The 19,525-nt window shown below is 66.8% G+C and carries 20 protein-coding genes and 1 pseudogene; 3 read left to right on the plus strand and 18 right to left on the minus strand.

All coding sequences use genetic code 11. From position 1 onward, the window contains the following. The first annotated feature begins 56 nt into the window (after positions 1-56). Positions 57-509 (plus strand): GNAT family N-acetyltransferase, encoded by a 453-nt coding sequence (locus HMPREF3014_RS01660; RefSeq protein WP_003083750.1) that lies wholly within the window; start codon positions 57-59, stop codon positions 507-509. A gap of 34 nt (positions 510-543) precedes the next feature. On the opposite strand, the gene senC is transcribed toward HMPREF3014_RS01660, so the two are convergent. The 5 genes from senC to HMPREF3014_RS01685 all read right to left on the minus strand — a co-directional run bounded on the left by senC (position 544) and on the right by HMPREF3014_RS01685 (position 4,630). Continuing rightward, positions 544-1,179: a cytochrome c oxidase copper chaperone SenC gene (gene senC, locus HMPREF3014_RS01665; protein WP_003083748.1), complete on the minus strand. Its 636-nt coding sequence runs from the start codon at positions 1,177-1,179 to the stop codon at positions 544-546. A gap of 25 nt (positions 1,180-1,204) precedes the next feature. Beyond that, positions 1,205-2,119, minus strand: a complete 915-nt coding sequence (cyoE, locus tag HMPREF3014_RS01670) for a heme o synthase (protein ID WP_003083746.1) — start codon at positions 2,117-2,119, stop codon at positions 1,205-1,207. Between the two features lie 25 nt (positions 2,120-2,144). Beyond that, positions 2,145-3,218, minus strand: coding sequence for a COX15/CtaA family protein (locus tag HMPREF3014_RS01675; protein WP_003121617.1), 1,074 nt, complete (start codon positions 3,216-3,218; stop codon positions 2,145-2,147). Between the two features lie 64 nt (positions 3,219-3,282). Further along, the gene (locus HMPREF3014_RS01680) at positions 3,283-3,861 is read right to left on the minus strand and encodes a hypothetical protein (RefSeq protein ID WP_003121616.1); all 579 of its coding nucleotides are present in this window, start codon (positions 3,859-3,861) and stop codon (positions 3,283-3,285) included. Next, positions 3,836-4,630 (minus strand): SURF1 family protein, encoded by a 795-nt coding sequence (locus tag HMPREF3014_RS01685; protein ID WP_003121615.1) that lies wholly within the window; start codon positions 4,628-4,630, stop codon positions 3,836-3,838. The genes HMPREF3014_RS01680 and HMPREF3014_RS01685 overlap by 26 nt, the downstream gene beginning before the upstream one ends. 15 nt (positions 4,631-4,645) lie before the next feature. Here HMPREF3014_RS01685 and HMPREF3014_RS01690 point away from each other — a divergent pair, with 15 nt between their 5' ends. Further along, on the plus strand, positions 4,646-4,855 hold the full coding sequence (locus HMPREF3014_RS01690; protein ID WP_003101213.1) for a twin transmembrane helix small protein: 210 nt from the start codon (positions 4,646-4,648) through the stop codon (positions 4,853-4,855). A gap of 15 nt (positions 4,856-4,870) precedes the next feature. Here HMPREF3014_RS01690 and HMPREF3014_RS01695 read toward each other — a convergent pair whose 3' ends face one another. Genes HMPREF3014_RS01695 through coxB form a run of 4 tightly spaced genes read right to left on the minus strand, consistent with a single transcriptional unit; the run spans position 4,871 to position 9,060 of the window. Further along, a complete protein-coding gene (locus HMPREF3014_RS01695; RefSeq protein WP_003115030.1) occupies positions 4,871-5,758 on the minus strand; it encodes a cytochrome c oxidase subunit 3 in 888 nt (295 codons plus the stop codon). A gap of 10 nt (positions 5,759-5,768) precedes the next feature. Further along, entirely contained in the window at positions 5,769-6,323 is a 555-nt protein-coding gene (locus HMPREF3014_RS01700) for a cytochrome c oxidase assembly protein (protein WP_003083725.1), read from the minus strand. A gap of 10 nt (positions 6,324-6,333) precedes the next feature. Then, on the minus strand, positions 6,334-7,926 hold the full coding sequence (ctaD, locus tag HMPREF3014_RS01705) for a cytochrome c oxidase subunit I (protein WP_003083723.1): 1,593 nt from the start codon (positions 7,924-7,926) through the stop codon (positions 6,334-6,336). Between the two features lie 9 nt (positions 7,927-7,935). Further along, positions 7,936-9,060: a cytochrome c oxidase subunit II gene (gene coxB, locus HMPREF3014_RS01710; RefSeq protein WP_003101203.1), complete on the minus strand. Its 1,125-nt coding sequence runs from the start codon at positions 9,058-9,060 to the stop codon at positions 7,936-7,938. Positions 9,061-9,431: 371 nt separating this feature from the next. Between coxB and HMPREF3014_RS01715 the strand changes: the two genes are divergently transcribed. Then, positions 9,432-10,070 (plus strand): hypothetical protein, encoded by a 639-nt coding sequence (locus tag HMPREF3014_RS01715; RefSeq protein WP_016254346.1) that lies wholly within the window; start codon positions 9,432-9,434, stop codon positions 10,068-10,070. Here the strand turns inward: HMPREF3014_RS01715 and HMPREF3014_RS01720 are convergent. The 9 genes and pseudogenes from HMPREF3014_RS01720 to vgrG1b form a co-directional block, all read right to left on the minus strand. Continuing rightward, on the minus strand, positions 10,057-11,628 hold the full coding sequence (locus tag HMPREF3014_RS01720; RefSeq protein WP_004346955.1) for a SulP family inorganic anion transporter: 1,572 nt from the start codon (positions 11,626-11,628) through the stop codon (positions 10,057-10,059). The two genes, HMPREF3014_RS01715 and HMPREF3014_RS01720, sit on opposite strands and share 14 nt — an antisense overlap. A gap of 210 nt (positions 11,629-11,838) precedes the next feature. Further along, positions 11,839-12,567 carry a carbonic anhydrase gene (locus HMPREF3014_RS01725; RefSeq protein WP_003083701.1) on the minus strand — a complete coding sequence of 243 codons (729 nt, stop codon included), beginning with the start codon at positions 12,565-12,567 and terminating at the stop codon, positions 11,839-11,841. Positions 12,568-12,942: 375 nt separating this feature from the next. After that, a complete protein-coding gene (locus HMPREF3014_RS01730; RefSeq protein WP_010793584.1) occupies positions 12,943-14,190 on the minus strand; it encodes a TIGR02270 family protein in 1,248 nt (415 codons plus the stop codon). After that, complete coding sequence (tsi7, locus tag HMPREF3014_RS01735) at positions 14,172-15,092, minus strand: type IV secretion system immunity protein Tsi7 (protein WP_003083699.1); 921 nt, start codon at positions 15,090-15,092, stop codon at positions 14,172-14,174. The genes HMPREF3014_RS01730 and tsi7 overlap by 19 nt, the downstream gene beginning before the upstream one ends. Before the next feature lie 21 nt (positions 15,093-15,113). After that, the gene (gene tse7 / locus HMPREF3014_RS01740) at positions 15,114-16,274 is read right to left on the minus strand and encodes a type VI secretion system effector Dnase Tse7 (protein ID WP_003083698.1); all 1,161 of its coding nucleotides are present in this window, start codon (positions 16,272-16,274) and stop codon (positions 15,114-15,116) included. Further along, positions 16,274-17,311, minus strand: coding sequence for a 3-oxoacyl-ACP synthase (locus HMPREF3014_RS01745; protein ID WP_003121609.1), 1,038 nt, complete (start codon positions 17,309-17,311; stop codon positions 16,274-16,276). The genes tse7 and HMPREF3014_RS01745 overlap by 1 nt, the downstream gene beginning before the upstream one ends. Continuing rightward, positions 17,308-18,420 (minus strand): DUF2169 family type VI secretion system accessory protein, encoded by a 1,113-nt coding sequence (locus HMPREF3014_RS01750; RefSeq protein WP_003101197.1) that lies wholly within the window; start codon positions 18,418-18,420, stop codon positions 17,308-17,310. Before HMPREF3014_RS01750 ends, HMPREF3014_RS01745 begins: the two co-directional genes overlap by 4 nt. A gap of 16 nt (positions 18,421-18,436) precedes the next feature. After that, positions 18,437-18,886 carry a DUF6484 domain-containing protein gene (locus tag HMPREF3014_RS01755; protein ID WP_003101196.1) on the minus strand — a complete coding sequence of 150 codons (450 nt, stop codon included), beginning with the start codon at positions 18,884-18,886 and terminating at the stop codon, positions 18,437-18,439. A gap of 27 nt (positions 18,887-18,913) precedes the next feature. After that, positions 18,914-19,525 (minus strand): annotated as a pseudogene (gene vgrG1b / locus HMPREF3014_RS01760) (type VI secretion system spike protein VgrG1b); the annotation flags it as partial.

The raw sequence follows: 19,525 nt of genomic DNA on the forward strand, positions 1-19,525 counted from the left end.
CGGCCCGCCGCCCATGGCATAACCGCGTTCCTGTCTCCTGTCCCGGAATCCCGACCATGTCGCTCGACTGGACCTGCAAGCACCACGCCGACCTCACCCTGAAGGAACTCTACGCGCTGCTGCAATTGCGCACCGAGGTCTTCGTGGTGGAACAGAAATGCCCCTACCAGGAAGTCGACGGCCTCGACCTGGTCGGCGATACCCATCACCTGATGGCCTGGCGCGACGGCCAGTTGCTCGCCTACCTGCGCCTGCTGGACCCGGTTCGCCACGAGGGCCAGGTGGTGATCGGCCGGGTGGTCAGTTCCTCGGCCGCGCGCGGCCAGGGGCTTGGTCACCAGTTGATGGAACGCGCGCTGCAGGCGGCGGAGCGCCTCTGGCTGGATACCCCGGTGTACCTCTCGGCCCAGGCCCACCTGCAGGCCTACTACGGCCGCTATGGCTTCGTCGCGGTCACCGAGGTCTACCTGGAAGACGACATCCCGCACATCGGCATGCGCCGGGCCTGAGGCCCGGAGCGGACGGTGGGGGGAGGGAAGGGAATCAGGCCTGCGGCTTGAGCACGCCGGGCAGTTGGGCTTCCAGCTTGGCGTTGTTCAGCGGCGCGCGGATGAAGCCGTGCTGCTCGCCGTCCGGACCGATGATCACCAGGTTGCCGCTGTGGTCGACGGTGTAGTTGGGCTTGCTGGTGTCGGCGGGGATGTAGGGGATGCTCATGGCGTTGGCCAGCTTCTGGATGTTCTCCGGAGTGCCGGTGAGCCCCTGGAAGCCGGCGTTGAAGTAGCCCAGGTATTGCTTGATCTGCTGCGGCGTGTCGCGGTTCGGATCGACGCTGACGAATACCACCTGCAGGTCGTCGCGCACCTCCTGCGGCAGCTTGCCCTGCAATTCGCGGAGCTGGGCGAGGGTGGTCGGGCAGACATCGGGGCAGAAGGTGTAGCCGAAGAACAGCAGGTGCCAGCGACCCTTGAGACTGGCAGTGCTGACCGCCTGGCCGTCCTGGTTGGTGAACTCCAGCGCCGGCACCTTGCGCGTCTGCGGCAGGATCACGATGCCGGCGTCGAGCAGCACGGTGGGATCGGCCTGGCGCTGGGCGGTGAGCACCTTGTGCACGGTGAGGCCGAGGACCAGGGCGACCAGGGCGACGAGGACGAGGACGGTCTTGTTGACTCGAGTCATGGGTGGGCAAGGCTCTAGAGTGGGATCAGAGAAGCAGCTTCAGCGGCAGATAGTGGTCCACCAGCAGCGCCATGAACAGCAGGAACAGGTAGACGATAGAGTACTTGAAGGTCTTTATCGCCGCATGTGGCCGGCTGTCACAGTAGAGCGCCCAGGCCCAGTCGAGGAAGCGCGCGCCCAGGGCCAGGGCGCAGAGCAGGTAGACCAGCCCACTCATGTGGATGACGAACGGCATCAGGCTCACCGCGAACAGCACCAGGGTATAGAGCAGGATGTGCAGCTTGGTGTAGCGCTCGCCGTGGGTCACCGGCAGCATCGGGATGTCGGCCTTGGCGTATTCGTCCTTGCGGTGGATGCATAGCGCCCAGAAGTGCGGTGGGGTCCAGGCGAAGATGATCAGTACCAGCAACAGCGGCTCGGCGCTCAGGTGGCCGGTGATGGCGACCCAGCCGAGCAGCGGCGGCGCCGCCCCGGCGAGCCCGCCGATGACGATGTTCTGCGGCGTGGCGCGCTTCAGGAAGCCGGTGTAGAGCGCCGCGTAGCCGAGCAGCGAGGCGAGGGTCAGCCAGGCCGTCAGCGGGTTGGTGAAGGCCAGCAGCACGGCCATCCCGGCCAGCGCCAGGAGCAGCGCGAAGCCCAGCGCCATGCTCGGCGACACTCGACCCTCGGCCAGCGGCCGCTTGTGGGTCCGCGCCATGATCGAGTCGATGCGCCGGTCCACCACATGGTTGACCGCCGCCGCCGCGCCGGCACAAAGGCCGATGCCGAGGTTGCCGAAGATCAGCACCTGCCAGGGCACGAAGCCATCCAGCGGCGCCTTGGTGGCGAGCAGCATGCCGATCAGCGAGGTGATCAGCATCAGCACCACGACCTTGGGCTTGGTCAGTTCGAGGAAGTCGCGCCAGGTCGGCTGGCTGTGGCGATCGATGACGGTGGCCATATCCTTACCTCCATCCTTCTGTCTGTCAGGCGGCCTTCAGCCGAGAACCTTGCGCCGGCGGCAGCGTGCGGCGCACGCGCTGCGGCGACGGTGCCGGCGCGCGGACGCTGGCCGGCGCGCGCAGGCGATAGTTGACCAACACCAGGCTGAGCAGCAGCAGGGCGCCACCGCCGTTGTGCGCCACCGCCACCGGCAGCGGCAGGTGCAGCAGCACGTTGCTGATGCCCAGGCCGATCTGCAGCGACAGGCCGAGCAGCATCAGCGCGGTCGGCCAGACCAGGCCGCTGCGCTGCAGGCGCCAGGCGAGCAGCAGGAGGACCAGGGTCACGCACAGCGCGCCGATCCGGTGGGTCATGTGGATCGCCGTGCGCGCGTCGCTGTCGAGCTGGCCGCCGAGGTAGTTGGGGCCGATGTGCTGGGTCAGGTGGAAGCCGTTGGCGAAGTCCATCCGCGGCCACCACTCGCCATGGCAGGTGGGCAGGTCGATGCAGGCCACCGCCGCATAGTTGCTGCTGACCCAGCCGCCGAGGGTGATCTGGCCGATCACCAGGAGCAGGGCCAGCCCCGCCAGTCCGCGGGTCGCCGCCGGGTAGCGCCGCGCCGCGAAGCGTCCGGAGAGGCGCAGGGCGAGGAGAAAGAGCAGCGCCAGGGTGGTGAAGCCGCCGAGCAGATGGGCGGTGACCACCTGCGGCCAGAGCTTGAGGGTCACCGTCCACATGCCGAAGGCGGCCTGCGCGATCACCACCGCGAGCAGCAGCAGCGGCAGCTTCAGCGGTTGGCCGTCGCGCCCGCGGCGGACCAGCGCATGCAACGCCAGGCCAAGGATGAGCAGGCCGAGGGCGCCGGCAAAATAGCGGTGGATCATCTCATTCCAGCCCTTCTGTGCCTCCACCGGGGCGTCGGGGAAGTGCAGTTCGGCGTGGGCCAGTTGCGCCTCGCTCAGCGGCACGTGGACGAAACCGTAGCAGCCTGGCCAGTCCGGACAGCCGAGGCCGGCGTGGGTCAGCCGGGTATAGGCGCCGAGCAGGACCACCACGGCGGCCAGCAGGGTCGCCAGCACGGCGACGGTGAAACCGGGTTTGCGGGTTGCGCCTGTCATTCGCGGGCCCCTTTTTCTTGTCGTTCTGTCCTCATCGGGCCGGGAACCGCGCCGGCCACGCCGATCAACCGATATGCGAGAGCTTGAGCAGCAGTTGCACGTCCTTCAGCAGCTTCTTGCCGTTGGCCTTGGCGTCGTAGCGCAGCACCAGGTTGCCGTGCGGGTCGACCACCCACAGCAGCGGCCGCTCGCCGCCGCCGGCCTTGTCGTACAGGACAGGGTCCAGGCCGTAGCGCTGCAGGCGCGGGTAGTCCTGCCTCACCAGGTTGGCGAAGTCCGCCGGCAGCTCGCCACTGGCGGCCAGGGCGTGGCCGGCGCGCGAGGCTTCGCGGCCGAGGGCGATGTTGACCTGGCGGGCCAGGTAGACCAGTTGCTGGCAGTCCTCGCCGCAAGTACCCGGCGCGGTCACCAGCAGTTGCCACTGCTCGCCCTGGCTGCGTCCCTGCACGCCGAGGTCGGCGGGGGTCTGGCCGTTGCCGATCAGCGCGCCGCTGTAGCTGCGCCCCTGCGGAACCCAGAAACTCCATTTGTACATGGCGCTGGCGAGCAGCATCGGCCCCACCACCAGGCCGATGATCGCCAGCAGTTGCAGGCGGCCACGGGCGCGGCGCGGACGTTCAGGCATCGGAATCGCGAGACTCATGGTTTTTCTCCCGTGCGCGGCGCACACCGAGGTAGAGGTAGAGGGCGAGCAGGGCCGTCGCCAGGGCGAACCACTGCACGGCGTAGCCGGTGTGCCGCTCCGGCGGCATCGAGACCAGGGGCCAATCGGTGTCGAAGCTGGCGTCGCCCGGCTCCAGGCGGATTTCCCAGGGCAGCCCGGCGCGACCGAAGGCCTGCCACAGCGCCGGGATGTCGAGCTGGGTCACCAGGCGCGGCCAGCCGCCGGCCGGCGCGTCGGCCAGGTGCAGGCCGCCGGGTGGCGGCAGGTAGGTCCAGGCGTCGAGCAGGAGGACGCGGTCGGGGGTTTCCAGCGTCGGCGGCGAGCGTCGGTCAGTCCATGCGACCCAGCCGCGGTTGACCAGCAGCCAGAGGCCGCTGGCCTGGTCGTAGAAGGGTTGCAGCACCTCGACCCCGGCCTGTCCGTTGCGCAGCCGGTTATCCAGCAGCAGCGTATGCCGCTGGTCGAAGCGGCCGTGCAGGCGCACGCGGACGTACGCCGGGTCGCGCAGTCCCTCTAGCTGCCCGGGCGACACCGGCTCGGCGCCGCGCCGGGCCTCGTAGCTGGCCAGCAGGGCGCGCTTCTCGTCGGCCCGCTGCAACTGCCAGGTGCCCAGCCAGAGCAGTACCGGCAGCAGGCCGAGGACCACCAGGGTCGGCAGCAGGCCGGGGCGGAACGCGCCACGCATGCTGCGTCTGTCATTGCGTCCGGCCTCCCCGAGGCGCTGGCTATACTGCATGAATCCCCCCATCGCCGGAGTCCCACCATGTTGAAAGTGGCGATCGTCCTGCTACTGCTGGCTACCCTGGTGAGCCTGTTCAGCGGCCTGTTCTTCCTGGTCAAGGACCAGGGCCATGGTTCCCGCGTGGTCAATTCGCTGACCGTCCGCGTGGTGCTCGCCGCGGCGACCCTGGTGCTGGTCGCCTGGGGCTTCTACAGCGGCGAGCTGAACAGCCACGCGCCCTGGCATTTCTGATTCCCCCGGTGGCGGTCAGATCACGTAGACGAAGATGAACAGGCCGATCCAGACCACGTCGACGAAGTGCCAGTACCAACTGGCGGCCTCGAAGCCGAAGTGGTGCTCGGCATCGAAGTGACCGCGCAGGATGCGGATCAGCATGATGCCGAGGATCAGCGCGCCGAGGGTCACGTGGGCGCCATGGAAGCCGGTGAGCATGAAGAAGGTCGAGCCGTAGATGCCGGCGCCGAGGGTCAGGCCCAGCTCGTTGTAGGCGTGCACGTACTCCTCGGCCTGCAGGATCAGGAAGGCGATCCCCAGCAGCACGGTCAGCGCCAGCCAGGCCTTGAGCGGGCCGCGCTTGTTCTTCTTCAGGGCGTGGTGGGCGAAGGTCACGGTGAAGCTGGAGGTGACCAGCAGGATGGTGTTGATCAGCGGCAGCTTCCACGGCTCGATCACCGCGCTCGGCGGCGGGAACAGCTTCGGGTCCGGGGTCTGCAGCAGCGGCCAGCTGTACTGGAAGTTCGGCCAGAGCATGTGCGCCACGCCCTTGGCACCCTCGCCGCCGAGCCAGGGACCGGCGAAGTGGCGGACGTAGAACAGCGCGCCGAAGAAGGCGGCGAAGAACATCACCTCGGAGAAGATGAACCAGCTCATGCCCCAGCGGAACGAGCGGTCCATCTGCGCGCTGTAGAGTCCGGCGCGGCTCTCGCGGATGACGTTGCCGAACCAGCCGAACAGCATGTAGGCGATGATCAGCCCGCCGACGAAGAAGATCCACGGGCCATGGGATTCCTTGTGGCCGGCGGTGAGGTCGTTGAACCAGGTACCCAGGCCGAACACCGTCACCAGCAGGCCGATGCTGGCGATGATCGGCCACTTGCTCTGGGCGGGGACGTAATAGTGTTCGTGGCTTGCCATGTTGTTCTCCTTATCGTCCCGCAACCGGTACGGGCGGCTTCCGCGCAGTGATATCGAAGAGGGTGTAGGCCAGCGTCACGTGCCGCACATCCTTGGGCAGATCGCGGTCGACGATGAAGCGCACCGGCATCTCGATGCTCTCGCCGGGTTGCAGCACCTGCTGGGTGAAACAGAAGCATTCGGTCTTGTGGAAGTAGGCGGCAGCCTCGGCCGGGGCAATGCTCGGGATGGCCTGCGCGGTCATCGGCTTGTCGCTCGGGTTGCGCGCGTAGAACACCATCTGGTTCACCGCGCCGGGATGCACCACCAACTGGTCGCCGGCGGAGCGGAACTCCCAGACCATGTCGATATTGTTCGAGGTCATGAACTGCACCTTCACCTCGCGCCCGACATCCACCTGCTGCTCGCCGCTGTAGGCGCTGCCGGCGGTCTTGCCGTTGATCCCCAGGGCGCGGCACATCACGTCGTAGAGCGGCACCAGGGCGAAGCCGAAGGCGAACATCAGCACGGTCACCAGCAGCAGGCGGCCGACCAGGCGGCGGGTATCGACCTTGGCATCGCTCATGGCGCGCTCCTCACTTGACCTCGGGCGGGGTGCTGAAGGTGTGGTAGGGCGCCGGCGAAGGGATGCTCCACTCCAGGCCCTCGGCGCCGTCCCAGGGCTTGGCAGGGGCCGGCTTGCCGCCGCGGATGCACTTGATGACGATGAACAGGAACAGCAGCTGGGTGGTGCCGAACATGAAGGCGCCGATCGACGAGACCATGTTGAAGTCGGCGAACTGCAGGTTGTAGTCGGGGATCCGTCGCGGCATGCCGGCGAGGCCGACGAAGTGCATCGGGAAGAACGCCAGGTTCATGCCGATGAAGCTCATCCAGAAGTGCAGCTTGCCGAGGGTCTCGTCGTACATGTGGCCGGTCCACTTCGGCAGCCAGTAGTAAGCCGAGGCGAAGATGCCGAAGATCGCGCCGGGCACCAGCACGTAGTGGAAGTGGGCGACCACGAAGTAGGTGTCGTGGTACTGGAAGTCCGCCGGGGCGATCGCCAGCATCAGTCCGGAGAAGCCGCCGATGGTGAACAGGATGACGAAGGCCACGGCGAACAGCATCGGCGTCTCGAAGGTCAGCGAACCCTCCCACATGGTGGTCACCCAGTTGAACACCTTCACCCCGGTGGGCACCGCGATCAGCATGGTGGCGTACATGAAGAACAGCTCGCCGGTGACCGGGATGCCGACCACGAACATGTGGTGCGCCCAGACCACGAAGGAGAGGAAGGCGATGCTGGCGGTGGCGTAGACCATCGAGGTGTAGCCGAACAGCGGCTTGCGCGCGAAGGTCGGGATGATCGCACTGACCGCACCGAAGGCGGGCAGGATCATGATGTACACCTCGGGGTGGCCGAAGAACCAGAACACGTGCTGGAACAGCACCGGGTCGCCGCCGCCGGCGGCGCTGAAGAAGCTGGTGCCGAAGTGGATGTCCATCAGCATCATGGTCACCACGCCGGCCAGCACCGGCATCACCGCGATCAACAGGAACGCGGTGATCAGCCAGGTCCAGACGAACAGCGGCATCTTCATCAGGGTCATGCCCGGGGCGCGCAGGTTGAGGATGGTGGCGATCACGTTGATCGCGCCCATGATCGAGCTGATCCCGGCCAGGTGGATGGCGAAGATGAAGAAGGTCACGCTGTGCGGGGCGAAGGTGGTCGACAGCGGCGCGTAGAAGGTCCAGCCGAAGTTGGGACCGCCGCCGGGCATGAACAGGGTGCTGACCAGCAGGCCGAAGGCCGCCGGCAGCAGCCAGAAGCTGAAGTTGTTCATCCGCGGCAGGGCCATGTCCGGCGCGCCGATCATCAGCGGGATCATCCAGTTGGCCAGGCCGACGAAGGCCGGCATCACCGCGCCGAAGACCATGATCAGGCCGTGCATGGTGGTCATCTGGTTGAAGAACGCCGGCTCGACGATCTGCAGGCCGGGCTGGAACAGCTCGGCGCGGATCACCATGGCCATCGAGCCGCCGAGCAGGAACATCATGAAGCTGAACCACAGGTAGAGGGTGCCGATGTCCTTGTGGTTGGTCGTCAGCACCCAGCGCATCAGGCCCTTGGCCGGTCCGTGGTGGTGGTCGCCGGCATGGTGGTCGGGCGTATCGATCACAGCACTCATGGCGGTCTCCTATTGTTGTTTCTGCTTGTAGGCGACGACGTCTTTCGGGGTGACCATGTCGCCATCGTCGTTGCCCCAGGCGTTGCGCTCGTAGGTGATCACCGCGGCCAGGTCGACCTCGTTGAGCTGCTTGCCGAAGGCCGCCATGGCGGTGCCGGGCACGCCGTTGAAGACCACTTCCAGGTGGTGCTCCTTGGGCCCGGTGACGATCTTCGAACCCTTCAGCGCCGGGAACATCGGCGGCATGCCCTGGCCTTCGGCCTGGTGGCAGGCGGCGCAGATGGTGTGGTAGACCTTGTCGCCGCGCGCAACCAACTCTTCCTTGGTCCACTCCTTGCTGGTCAGTTCCTTGACCTTCGCCGCCTCTTCCTTGCGCTTGGCCAGCCACTGGTCGAACTCGGCCTTGGGCTTGACGTCGACCACGATCGGCATGAAGCCGTGGTCCTTGCCGCACAGCTCGGCGCACTGGCCGCGATAGATGCCGGGCTCGTCGACCTTGGTCCAGGCCTCGTTGACGAAGCCGGGGATGGCGTCGCGCTTGACCGCGAAGGCCGGCACCCACCAGGAATGGATCACGTCGCTGGAGGTGATCAGGAAGCGCACCTTGGTGCCCACCGGCAGCACCAGCGGCTCGTCCACCTCCAGCAGGTAATGCTCGTCCTTCGCCTGCCGGTTGTGGATCTGATCCTGCGGGGTGGCCAGGTTGCTGAAGTACTCGACGTCCTGGCCCAGGTACTTGTACTGCCACTTCCACTGGTAGCCGGTGACCTGCACGTCCAGCTCCGGCTCGGAAGTGTCGTAGATGTGGATCAGGGTGCGGGTGGCGGGCACCGCCATCACCACCAGGATCACGAACGGCACCACCGTCCAGAGGATTTCCACCGTGGTGCTCTCGTGGAAGTGCGCCGGCTGCTGGCCGGTGGAGCGGCGGTGGACGATCATCGACCAGAACATCGCGCCGAAGACCAGCACGCCGATCACCACGCAGATCCAGAAGATGGTCATGTGCAGGTCGAAGACGGACCGGCTCACCTCGGTAGCGCCCGGGGCCATGTTGACCGTCCAGGCGGCATTCGCCTGGCTGATCGCCGAGAGCAAAAGGAAGCCCATCCAGACTCGTGGATGTCGCAGCATTCGGGTTCCCCTTATCGTTGTTTTTATCCCGCCGGCAGACGCCAACGGCCAAGGGGTGGACCGCCAAGACAACGAACTTTGACCGTCGCACCTCGGCACACAGCAAGGCAGGCCGGGTTCATCAGGTTCAGCATTCGAGTGGGAGTATAGACAGCGGCTGCGACATAACAACGCAGCGTAAAAACGTCGCTGGAAAGTGCCGATTCTTCTCTAAAAGCCGCGAGCGGCGTGGCTTTGCAGGCGAATGGTGGCCGCCTGATATATCATCCTCGCATAACCACGAAGCGATTATGACAATCGCGTCTTAGCCGGCGCGCGCCGCCGGCTATGTTTCTCCTCTTCTTCACCATCCCCGTTGTATGGGAGAACCCATGAACACCGCTGCCCTCCGTGAACTCATCCAGCAGGCGCACCTCAGCGAAGCCCGCCACGGTCACCTGGCTGATCTGATAGCCAGCTGCCTGCCCCGCCTGCATCGCACCATCCAGCCGCAAGGCGAGAACACGGAAGACATACTCACCCGCTTCGTCCACGCCTACGTCGAACAGGTACCGGACCTGCTCGACGCCGCCAACAGCGTGGCCCGCGAAGCCGGCATCGAGGAACGGATCAAGCCGGTGCTGAAGGTCGCCGAGCAGTTCTTCCTCACCCCGCCGGCGTTGCTCGCCGGCCACGACGGCCTCGACGCCCTGCTCGATGAGGCCTACCTGGCGCACCGCCTGGTGGAAGAAGTGAACGACCGCTACATCGCCCACTTCGGCCAGGCGCTGATCCCGCTGGACACCACCGTGGCCAACCTGGTGGCCCACCAGTTGATCGGCGAGCCGTTCGCCAACCGGCTGGACGAAGCCGTCCACCATGCGGTGGAGAACATGCTCGACGCCACCACCTTCGACGCCGACTCGGCCCGCGCCTACCGCGAGAACCTGAAGAACCCGCGGGTGGTCGCCGCCTGGCAGCAGTGGCCGTGCCTGTCGAAGCAGCTCGGGGTGGAACTCAGCCTGGGCTGACCGCCCCGCCATTGCGCGCGCCGCCCAACCCGACGCTGCCGCGCAGGCGCCCTTCCAGGCGACGCTTCAAGGCGCGCGGTTCGATCACCAGGCGCGAGCCCTGCACCGGTGCCATCCGCCCCCAGTCCTCGAGCAGCTCCATGCAGGCATGGTCGACATAGCTGAGGTTATCCATCGGTACGTGCAGGGTGGTGCCCGGCTTGACCTCGTCGAGCACCCGCGACAGCGCCGGCACCTTGAGGAAAGTCGCGGCGCCGCTCAGGCGCAGCTCGGCTTCATGCTCGCCGGTGTAGCGCAGGGCGATCTTCAGCCGCGCCGCCTTCAGCACCAGCTTCAGCAGGGTCAGGGCGAAGCCCACCAGCACGCCGGTCAGCAGGTCGGTGAAGACGATGGCCAGGGCGGTGGCCGCGTACACCAGCATCGGCATCCGGCCGTAGCGAGAGAGGTTGCCGAGGGCCTTGAAATCGACCAGCTTGACCCCGGTATAGACCAGCACCCCGGCCAGGCTCGCCACCGGAATCTGCCGCAGCAGGCTGCCGAGCAGGAGGACGAAGGCGAGCAACCAGAGGCCGTGGAAGATCGCCGAGGCGCGGGTTCGCGCACCGGCATTGACGTTGGCCGAGCTGCGTACGATCACCCCGGTCATCGGCAGCGCGCCGAGCATGCCGCAGAGCATGTTGCCGACCCCCTGGGCGGACAACTCGCGATCCATGTCCGAGCGCGGGCCGTCGTGCAGGCGATCCACCGCCGCCGCCGAGAGCAGGGTCTCCGCACTGGCGATGAAGGCCACCACCACCGCCGCCAGCAGCAGGGAGGGATCGGCCAGGGCCAGCAGGTCGGCCGGGCGTAGCCAGTCGATGGCCTCGCCGAGGTTGGCCGGTACCTCGACCCGCCGCACGTCCAGCGCCAGCCAGAGGCTGGCCAGGGTCGCCAGGCTCACGCCGAGCAGCGCGCCGGGTAGGAAGCGCAGGCGTTGCGGACGCAGCTTGTCCCAGCCCCACATCACCGCGATGGTGCCCAGCCCGAGCAGCGCCGCGTCGAGGCCGCTGTCCATGCCCAGCGAACCGAGCGCGGCGAACGCCGCCTGGGGGAATGCCAGCAGGTTGTCGAGGCCGGACGCCTTGGGCGCCAGGTCGAGCATCACGTGCAATTGCGAAAGGACGATGAGGATGCCGATGCCGGCGAGCATCCCGTATACCACCGCCGGCGAGGTGACCCGGAACCAGCAGCCCAGGCGCAGCCGCCCGGCGAGCAGCTGGATGGCGCCGGCGAGCAGCAGGATCGGCCCGAGCATGGCCACCCCGTAGGTACGCACCAGTTCGAAGACCAGCACCGCGAGGCCGGCCGCCGGGCCGCTGACCTGTAGCGGCGAGCCGGCCAGGAAGCCGACCACCAGGCCACCGACGATGCCGGTGAGCAGGCCCTTGGCCGGCGGCATCCCGGAGGCGATGGCGATGCCCATGCACAGCGGCAGGGCGACGAGGAACACCACCACGGAGGCCATCAGGTCCCGCGGCAACGTGTCCCGGAGGGACGGAAACACCTTTGAAACATGCATGGCACAGTTCTCCTGCGAATTTTTTCCACGACGAGGGAGCGACGCCAGGACCAGGCCCGGCGCCGGTTGTGTGTGCGCAGTGTGTTTTTTCTTGTAATAGCGACCCGTTCAGCCCCGGAACGGGGCTTCCCAGAGGTCGTCCATGGCAGGAACGGCGAAAGGTGACGCGAAAACGCTGTTGTTATCCGGCGGCCCGCACGGCCGCCGCTATCACGAGTTCAGGTAGCGCGGCGCGGGCGTGGCCATCGGCACCGGATGCTCGCCGTCGAGGGGCAGGAAGCGACCCTGCTTGGCGTCGTAGGCGCGGATCTGCGCACTCTCGATGTCGTACACCCAGCCGTGGATGAACAGTTGCCCGCTGGCCAGGCGCGAGGCCACCGAGGGGTGGGTGCGCAGGTGATCGAGCTGGGCCACCACGTTCTCTTCGGTGAGCACCCCGAGGGTGTCGTGGCTGGCGCCGCAGTCGCAGTTGTCCGCCACCACCGTGCGTGCCACCTCGGCGTGCCGCAGCCAGGCCTTGACCGTCGGCATGCGTTCCAGGGTCTGCGGGTCGAGCACGGCGCGCATCGCCCCGCAGTCGGAGTGGCCGCAGACGATGATGTGGTGCACGCCCAGCGCCAGCACAGCGTATTCGATGGCGGTGGAGACGCCACCGTTCATCTGCCCGTAGGGCGGCACCACGTTGCCGACGTTGCGGGTGACGAACAGGTCGCCGGGGGAACTCTGGGTGATCAGCTCGGGAACGATGCGCGAATCCGCGCAGGTGATGAACATCGCCCGCGGCCGCTGGCTATTGGCGAGCTTCTTAAACAGCGCCTGCTGCTCGGGAAAGACCTCCCGGCGGAAATGCTGGAATCCATCGACAATCCTTTTCAATGCATCGTCAGCGCTTTCCTGCTCTGGAGAATCGGACTTAACGCCCCGCATACGGTCTGGCATGGTTCGGAACCTCGATGAGTGGATCGATTGAATTTTCCCACGTCTGCCGACGCTTTCCCCATAGGAAAAAGGCACAACAAACGCAGAGCGACCTACGTGACCGATCGGTCACTTCTGGTGCTCAACGCTAATGCCCGAAGCTTAACCATAAATTAAAAAATCCCTCTATCTCGCACGTTGTCAGCTTTTTTCACGATATTTCCAGAGGATGTCGACAGGCTATCATGGCAAACGAGTGGCATTTCCATTCGCCCCGCATAAGTGGTGAAAGGTTTCAGTCAACCGGTTGGCTACGTGCAGGGAAATTCGTCGAATGGGAAAACCCGGCGCACCGCGCCAGCGGCCATGACCTGGCCGCCCGGTGCCAGCCAGCTATCAGAACAGGTCCAGTTGGCGGCGCACCGGCGCACCGGTGGGGAACAGCGGCAGGTTCGGCACGAAGCGCGCCAGCAGGCACGCCGCAGCCATTCGCTGGCGTTGCTGGCCGTCGCGCAGGACCTGGCGGCAGTGCGCCTCGCCCAGAGGTTCGCCGAGCAGGTAGGCGCGCCCGGCGACGAAGCGCGCGCCGTGGTCCCGCCACCAGGCGGTAACCCGTGCCGCGTCCGGCCAGGTGAGGTTCTCATCGTCGTCGAGGGCGACGTCTTCGTCGTCGGGATCGTCGTTGGGGCCAGGGTCGTAGTCGGGCAAGGCCTCCAGCTCCAGGTCGAGCAGCGCCAGGTCGGCGCCGGTGATCAGGCTGAAGGCCTCGCCGGCGACCCGCGCCAGACTCTCGTCGCGCATCTGCTGGATCAGCCAGGGCACCGCCACCGGATCGCCGAACAGGCCGGTGGCCTGGATGCCGATCCGCCGCGTGTCCGCCGCCTGCATCAGTTGGCGAATCCAGGCCATGCTGGTGTCGCGCGGCTGCCAGGCGAGCAGCACCATGGTCGCCGGCAGCTGGAACGGGCCGGGCTGCCCGGCGAACGCACGCAATGGCCCCAACGCCTCCTCGTCGCCCATCTGCGCGGTGGCCCAGTTGGCCCAGAAGCGCAGGCTCGGGTCATCGTGGGCGCGATAGGCGCGAATATTCGCCATCAGGTCGCGCCGACGCAGCTCGCCGGCGGTGCGCGCGGCGCGCGCCAGCACCGCCGGGTCGGCGTGGCCAAGGGCGGACAGCAGCGCCGGCCCCGGGTCATGCCGGTGCATGCCGCAGGCGGCCAGGCCAATGGCGCGGAACAGCGGCTCGGGCGAGGCCAGCAGGCGCTCCACCCAGGGCCGCGCCTGGTCCCAGTCGAGCCAGCCGAGGGCTGCGGCGAAACCGCGCCGGGCTTCCGGAGACGCCGCAAGACAGGCGCGCATCCGTCCGATCAACGCATCGTCTCCTGCCTGCATGGCCAGCACCGCGAGGGCGAACGCCTCGCCCTGGGCGTGCGCGTCGAGTTGCTCGAGCAGGGCGTCATGGCCGGCCTGGCCGGCGATCGCCAAGCCGTCCAGGTGCGCCTCGATGCGCTGATCGAGCTCGGCGAGCTCCTCCAGGTCGTAATGGGGCGCACGCACGGCGTAGTCGCGGAGCAGGGCAAGGAAGGCGGCTTCCTCGGCGTGCTGGTCGACGATCGCTGCGATGCTCAATCTATGCGCGTCCATTGCTGGCCGTCGAAGCTGAAGATGTCTTTCGCGGCGATGCTCCACAACACGCCGTCGGCAGCGCTAAGGTGGAAGCAGCGTTGGGGTTGCTCATCACCGAAGTCCACCTCCTTGAGATGGCCACCGACCAGCGTATAGACCGCCGTTGCGCTCGACACGTAGAGTGCGCCGTCGAACCACGCGAGGCTCCACAAGTCTTCATCGACATCGTCCTGGGCGATGATCTCCCAGTGGTCGTTGCGTCCACGCAGCAGCGTTCCCGCCTGTCCACAGGCGTAAACCGAGCCATCTTCCGCGCAGCAGATCGCCGTCAGGATCAAGTTCGTCGGGCTCTCCCGGGGCTGCCAGCGCTTGCCGTCGTACTGCCAGATCTCCCCGTCCCAGCCGACGGCATAGATTTCCCTGGCACCGAAGCCGCCGATGGCCTCGAATCCGACCACCGCTTCGCTGCCTGCCGGAGGCCGAGCGCCGCTGTCGATGGCACGCCAGTCGTTCTCGTCGAAGCGCCGGTAGACCTGTCGATCCATCCCGCAGGCATAGGCCACCCCGTCGATACAGGCAACGCCGCGCATATTGCCCCGGCCACCGATGGCATCGTCGCCGTCGGGCAACTGCTCTTCATGGATGTCGCCGGAGCCCATGCAGAATACCTGGCCCCGAGCGCCCAGAAACAATGCTTGTTCCACCGGCTCGTGCACTACCGTGGCCGACACGATCTCCCAGGGCAGCATGTCGTCATCCTCGCCAGCAACACACCAGGTTCCGCAGTCCCACTCCGTGACATAGCTGTGCGCTATGTTCTGCTCCTGGATCTCGTCGGATACCGAGGCCACGTACGCCAGGTCCTGATAGCGGACGACGCCGGTGATGTTCGAGAAAATCGGCGAGAGTTTCTTCAACATTTCAATCTCCTGTAACGGTCACTAGCGGACTCGACTCCTCGTGGCGCCAAGACGCGCATTGCGGGTCTTTATCGCCTGCGTCGCAGCCGTGACGTCGGTCTGGCCGGTTTCAACGGCCTTGATGGGTGTTCTGGCGTTGATTCCGCACTGCTTGTGATAGTTGTCGAGCTGAGCGGACAGACATTCCTTCGAGCATTTCGACTGCGGAAAGACCTTGCCCATGGCAGCCATGGATTGACGTTTCGCCGTTCCGTAGGTGGTCTTCTTCGCGGAGATGGAGCTGCCATTGGACAATTGCAGGGTTCCACTGCGCGACTTCGCGGCAGCGGCGCTCTGGAACGTGTGCATGAGGCCGTGGGTACCCACGTTCTGATTGACGCCCTCCGCGCAGACGCAAGGAGCCTTGTTCTCCGAATAGTTGGATATCCCCTTGAGGGGTACCGAGCCTTTTCCACCACGTCCCTTGTCGTGCAAGGCGCTGGCCTCGATCAGGTGGTGAGCGGTCTGCTGCGGGCAGCAACTGTTCGGCTTGTACGGTTGCAGGGCACACCGGCGCGCGGTCAGGCATTTTCGGGCAGCGACCTTGTCTGCCAGTCGGTCAGCTTCGTTGCTGGTCTTCTTGCCGGAAGGCTTGCCCGCGCCAAGGCCAGCGCAGGCATCCTTGCTGCCATGCGGCTTGAAGTCAGCGCAATCCTTCTTCTCCTTCTTCACTTCATTGCTGCACGGTCCACCACCAGCATCGACGGTGGCCTGGTCGAGGTAGGGCCAGACCGGCGTATTGCCAGGAAAGGACGCGTGGTTGTGGGTGGTCAGGTCGAGGTGGCGAACCACGTTCTTGCTTTCGAACTTGACGTTCATCGACCAGGAGGTGAAGTACACCTTGCCCTTGATCTTGCTGGTGACGATGCCCTTCTTCGGCGCCCGCCCCGGCTCGTCGCCGTAGCTGGTCTTGTAGTAGCTCTTGTTCTTCAGCATCACCTCCTTGCGGGTGATGCGAATGGTCCGGGTGCCTTTGGTGGTGTCCTTGGACAGGCCGGTATTGGGGTAGGGGATCGGTACCCCCAACGGCGTCGGCGGCGCCTGCGGCGGGGTGAAGCAGACATCCGGGAAGGCCGCGATGGACTTGCCGCTCGCCGCCTTGCAGGAGATCTCCATGTTGTTGGCGTACACCTCGTTGGCCATCAGGCAGCCCTCACCCGTCGATAGCTGAGCAGCGCGGCGGCGCGTTCGCCGGCGTCGTTGCCCAGGTGGCAGAACACGTTCGGCCCGTCGCCGTAGCCCTTGCGCGAAGCGGCCAGGGCCACGGCGAGCAACGCCGGGCCGATGGCGGCGCCGCATTCGCCGATGCAGTCGGCGGGGTGCCAGAGGTCGAACTTCGGCTTGAGCACGCGCAGGTTGCGACTCAGGGTCAGCGAGGCCTCCTTGAAGTAGTACTGCTCGCCGGAAATGTCGGTGAGCCGGTAGTCCATCTGCTCCAGGCCGCAGCCAGCCTCGGCGAGGGCGGCGCGCACGGCCTGGCTCAGGCCGTCGGCGCGCAGCGGCAGGTCCTCGCTCTCCACCGTGGCCTTCTCGACGCCGAAGCCGAGGCCGATGCAGAGCAACTGCGGCGCCTCCTCGTGGAGCGGCGCGGCGACCAGCACGGCGGCGGCGCCCTCGCCGGGAATGAAGCCGTTGGAGTTCTGGCTGGTCAGCAGCCGCTCGCGGGCCTCGTAGGCGGCCAGGGTCGGGCCGCTGACGAAGGAGTCGACGCCGGCCACCAGGACCTGCCGGCAGCCGCCCTGGATCAGCTTGCGCGCGTTGAGCAGGGCCACCGCGCCACCGACCCGGCCACGGGCGATGAGTGCCGAGGAGGGATGGAAGCGTCGTCCCAGCTCGCCTTCCAGGTCACGCAGGAAAGACTCGTCGAGCCCCGCGCAGCGTCCGGGACGGTCGCCCTCGGCGACGCAGAGCAGCAGCGGCAGCTCCGTGCAATCGAGATCGGGCTGGCCGCGCAAGGCCTCGTCGATGGCTCGCGCAGCCATCTTCAGCAGCTTGGCGCGGCCGCGCCAGGGCTGCTCCAGCGGCACGCTGGCGGCAAGCAACCATTCGCCGCCCTGGTCGATGAAACGGGTTTCCTGGAAGTTGTCCAGGGCGCAGCGGATCGCCGCGCAGCTGGCCGGCGCGCTGAGGCCGACCGCGCTGACCATGCCGGAGGCGACGATGCTCAGGACCTGGCTCATGCCTCGTCCTCCTCGGCCTGGCGGCTGCGTGCCAACGCGGCAAGCGAGGGGTAGTAGTCCTTGCCCAGCTCGCGGGCGCGCCACCAGGCGGCGGACTTGCTGCCGACCAGCACCTGGGCGATCTCGAACAGGTTGCGCTTCAACGGCCGGCGAATGCGCCAGGTGACTTCCACGCGACGGGCGTCGCAGTCCACCAGCAGGGTATCGATCCGTGCCTGCGCGGTTTCGTGGCCACCCTTTTTCAGGAAGAAGGTCACCGGGACCTCCCTGCGCGGCACGCGGAAGGCCGCGCGCTCCTCGCCGGTGAGGTTGAGCAGCAGGACCTCCTCGCCGCCGCGCAGATGGTCGGTCCACTGGTCGGCCGGCGCGGACTGGAAGTAGCGCTCGTCGAAGTCGGCGGGCAGGAACGGGAAGCGCTCGGCCAACCAGGCGTCGTCGTAGCGGCCGGCGAAGCCGACCCGGGCCTGCCAGTGGCGGCCGAGCGGGCCGAGCGCCATCGGCGTGAAGCGGCCGTGGGGGCTGTCCACCGGCTCGCCGAGCTTTTCCGTGGCCGGCATCGGCGTGCCGACGATCTCGGCGGTGTCGGCGCTGCGCGGAAACCAGCCACATCCGGCCGGATTGGCCATGTAGCAATCCATGAAACCGGGGTTGTCCGGCGAGGCATGGCTGCCGCCGAAGGCACTGGCGTAGGAAATGTCCTGGCTCTGGAACGGCTGCGCGACGCCCGCGCCGGCACCGAGCAATCCCGGTTCCCACTGGCGCGGCCCATGCACCGTCAGCGCCTTGCTCACCCGGCCGACGCGGATGCCCGCGGTCAACTGCTGTACCGGCCGCCCGCCGGGCGCCTGGGCGCTGCCCAGCACCAGCACATCGCAGAACGGCTTGAAGGGAACGAACTCGCACTCCCGGCGCGGCGCGGAAAACCCCGGCTCGCCATAGAATTCATCGACCATCAGCAGCGTCTGCTGCTCGTCCAGCAGGCGCGCCTCGCGACCGTCCAGCGGCAGGTCGAAACTGCCCTTGGCGATCACCACCAGCGACTCCCGGCCTTCGGCGTCGAGCCCCTGGTTGTAGGCGGCGGCCAGCGGGGTGGCGTTCAACAGTTCCATGTCGGGCCCGCCGCGCTCAGTTGATCTGCACCGAACCGCCCTTGATCCGGTTGACCCCGGTGGAGCGGCTGGAAAGATAGGCGCCACGGATGATCACCTTGCCGGCGCGGGTCAGGGTGATGCTGGCCTTGCCACAACGCAGGACGATCTCGCGTTCGGCACTGAACTCCAGGCGCTCGCCGTCCAGTTGCGCCAGCGCTTCCTGCGGCAGGCGCTGGATGCGGCCGATCAGCAGCGGCTGGCGCGGATCGCCGGCGACGAACATCAGCGCTACCTGGGCGCCGATGTCGGCGCGACTGAGCTGGGTGGTGGTGGCCGCCGCCAGGCCGTGCTCGCTCGGGCAACCGGGATAGGCGACCACCGGAGCGGCGGCGTCCGGCACGTCGAGGAGGACGCCGATGACCACGCCGTCCAGGCGCGCGGGAAGGGCCGTCGTGGCCCCGGGTAGATGGATCTCGACACTCATGCGCTGACTCCCTGGCTCTGCGCCGCTTCAGTTCTGGAGGATCTTGCGTCCCTTCACCACCACGTTCTTGTCGGCCTTGACGTTGATCGCCCCGGATCCGTCGATGGTGATGTTCTTGCCGCTGATGACGATGCTGCCGTCCTTCTTCATGCGGATGCTGGCGGCACCGGTGACCAGGGTGATCGAGTCGCCGGCGTTGAGCGTGAAGCTCTTGCCCACGTCCAGGCTATCGTCCTTGCCCACCGAGGTATCGCGGCCCTGGCCGACGCTGCGCGACTCGTTCTTGCCGATGCTGGTGCTCTGGTTGCCGCCTATGTCGATGGTCTCGTTGGCGCCCACCGACTCGCTGCGGTCGGCGCCGATGCTGATCGTCTCGTTGTTGCCCACCGACTCGCTACGGTTCGCGCCGATGCTGATGGTCTCGTCGTTGCCGACGTCCTCGGTGCGATTGGCACCGATGCTGATCTTCTCGTTGCTGCCGACCTTCTCGGTGCGGTCAACGCCGATGCTGATGGTCTCGTTGCTGCCGACGTCCTCGGTGCGGTTCGCGCCGATACTGATCTTCTCGTTGTTGCCGACCTTCTCGGTGCGGTCGACGCCGATGGTTATGGTCTCGTTGTTGTCCACGGTCTCGGTGCG

The sequence above is a fragment of the Pseudomonas sp. HMSC065H01 genome, from assembly GCF_001815235.1.
GTDB classification, from domain to species: Bacteria; Pseudomonadota; Gammaproteobacteria; order Pseudomonadales; family Pseudomonadaceae; genus Pseudomonas; species Pseudomonas aeruginosa.

Coding starts and splice junctions, on each gene's coding strand:
- HMPREF3014_RS01660 (WP_003083750.1), top strand. CDS start 57: ATGTCGCTCGACTGGACCTGCAAGCACCACGCCGACCTCACCCTGAAG.
- senC (WP_003083748.1), bottom strand. CDS start 1,179: ATGACTCGAGTCAACAAGACCGTCCTCGTCCTCGTCGCCCTGGTCGCC.
- cyoE (WP_003083746.1), bottom strand. CDS start 2,119: ATGGCCACCGTCATCGATCGCCACAGCCAGCCGACCTGGCGCGACTTC.
- HMPREF3014_RS01675 (WP_003121617.1), bottom strand. CDS start 3,218: ATGACAGGCGCAACCCGCAAACCCGGTTTCACCGTCGCCGTGCTGGCG.
- HMPREF3014_RS01680 (WP_003121616.1), bottom strand. CDS start 3,861: ATGAGTCTCGCGATTCCGATGCCTGAACGTCCGCGCCGCGCCCGTGGC.
- HMPREF3014_RS01685 (WP_003121615.1), bottom strand. CDS start 4,630: ATGGGGGGATTCATGCAGTATAGCCAGCGCCTCGGGGAGGCCGGACGC.
- HMPREF3014_RS01690 (WP_003101213.1), top strand. CDS start 4,646: ATGTTGAAAGTGGCGATCGTCCTGCTACTGCTGGCTACCCTGGTGAGC.
- HMPREF3014_RS01695 (WP_003115030.1), bottom strand. CDS start 5,758: ATGGCAAGCCACGAACACTATTACGTCCCCGCCCAGAGCAAGTGGCCG.
- HMPREF3014_RS01700 (WP_003083725.1), bottom strand. CDS start 6,323: ATGAGCGATGCCAAGGTCGATACCCGCCGCCTGGTCGGCCGCCTGCTG.
- ctaD (WP_003083723.1), bottom strand. CDS start 7,926: ATGAGTGCTGTGATCGATACGCCCGACCACCATGCCGGCGACCACCAC.
- coxB (WP_003101203.1), bottom strand. CDS start 9,060: ATGCTGCGACATCCACGAGTCTGGATGGGCTTCCTTTTGCTCTCGGCG.
- HMPREF3014_RS01715 (WP_016254346.1), top strand. CDS start 9,432: ATGAACACCGCTGCCCTCCGTGAACTCATCCAGCAGGCGCACCTCAGC.
- HMPREF3014_RS01720 (WP_004346955.1), bottom strand. CDS start 11,628: ATGCATGTTTCAAAGGTGTTTCCGTCCCTCCGGGACACGTTGCCGCGG.
- HMPREF3014_RS01725 (WP_003083701.1), bottom strand. CDS start 12,567: ATGCCAGACCGTATGCGGGGCGTTAAGTCCGATTCTCCAGAGCAGGAA.
- HMPREF3014_RS01730 (WP_010793584.1), bottom strand. CDS start 14,190: ATGGACGCGCATAGATTGAGCATCGCAGCGATCGTCGACCAGCACGCC.
- tsi7 (WP_003083699.1), bottom strand. CDS start 15,092: ATGTTGAAGAAACTCTCGCCGATTTTCTCGAACATCACCGGCGTCGTC.
- tse7 (WP_003083698.1), bottom strand. CDS start 16,274: ATGGCCAACGAGGTGTACGCCAACAACATGGAGATCTCCTGCAAGGCG.
- HMPREF3014_RS01745 (WP_003121609.1), bottom strand. CDS start 17,311: ATGAGCCAGGTCCTGAGCATCGTCGCCTCCGGCATGGTCAGCGCGGTC.
- HMPREF3014_RS01750 (WP_003101197.1), bottom strand. CDS start 18,420: ATGGAACTGTTGAACGCCACCCCGCTGGCCGCCGCCTACAACCAGGGG.
- HMPREF3014_RS01755 (WP_003101196.1), bottom strand. CDS start 18,886: ATGAGTGTCGAGATCCATCTACCCGGGGCCACGACGGCCCTTCCCGCG.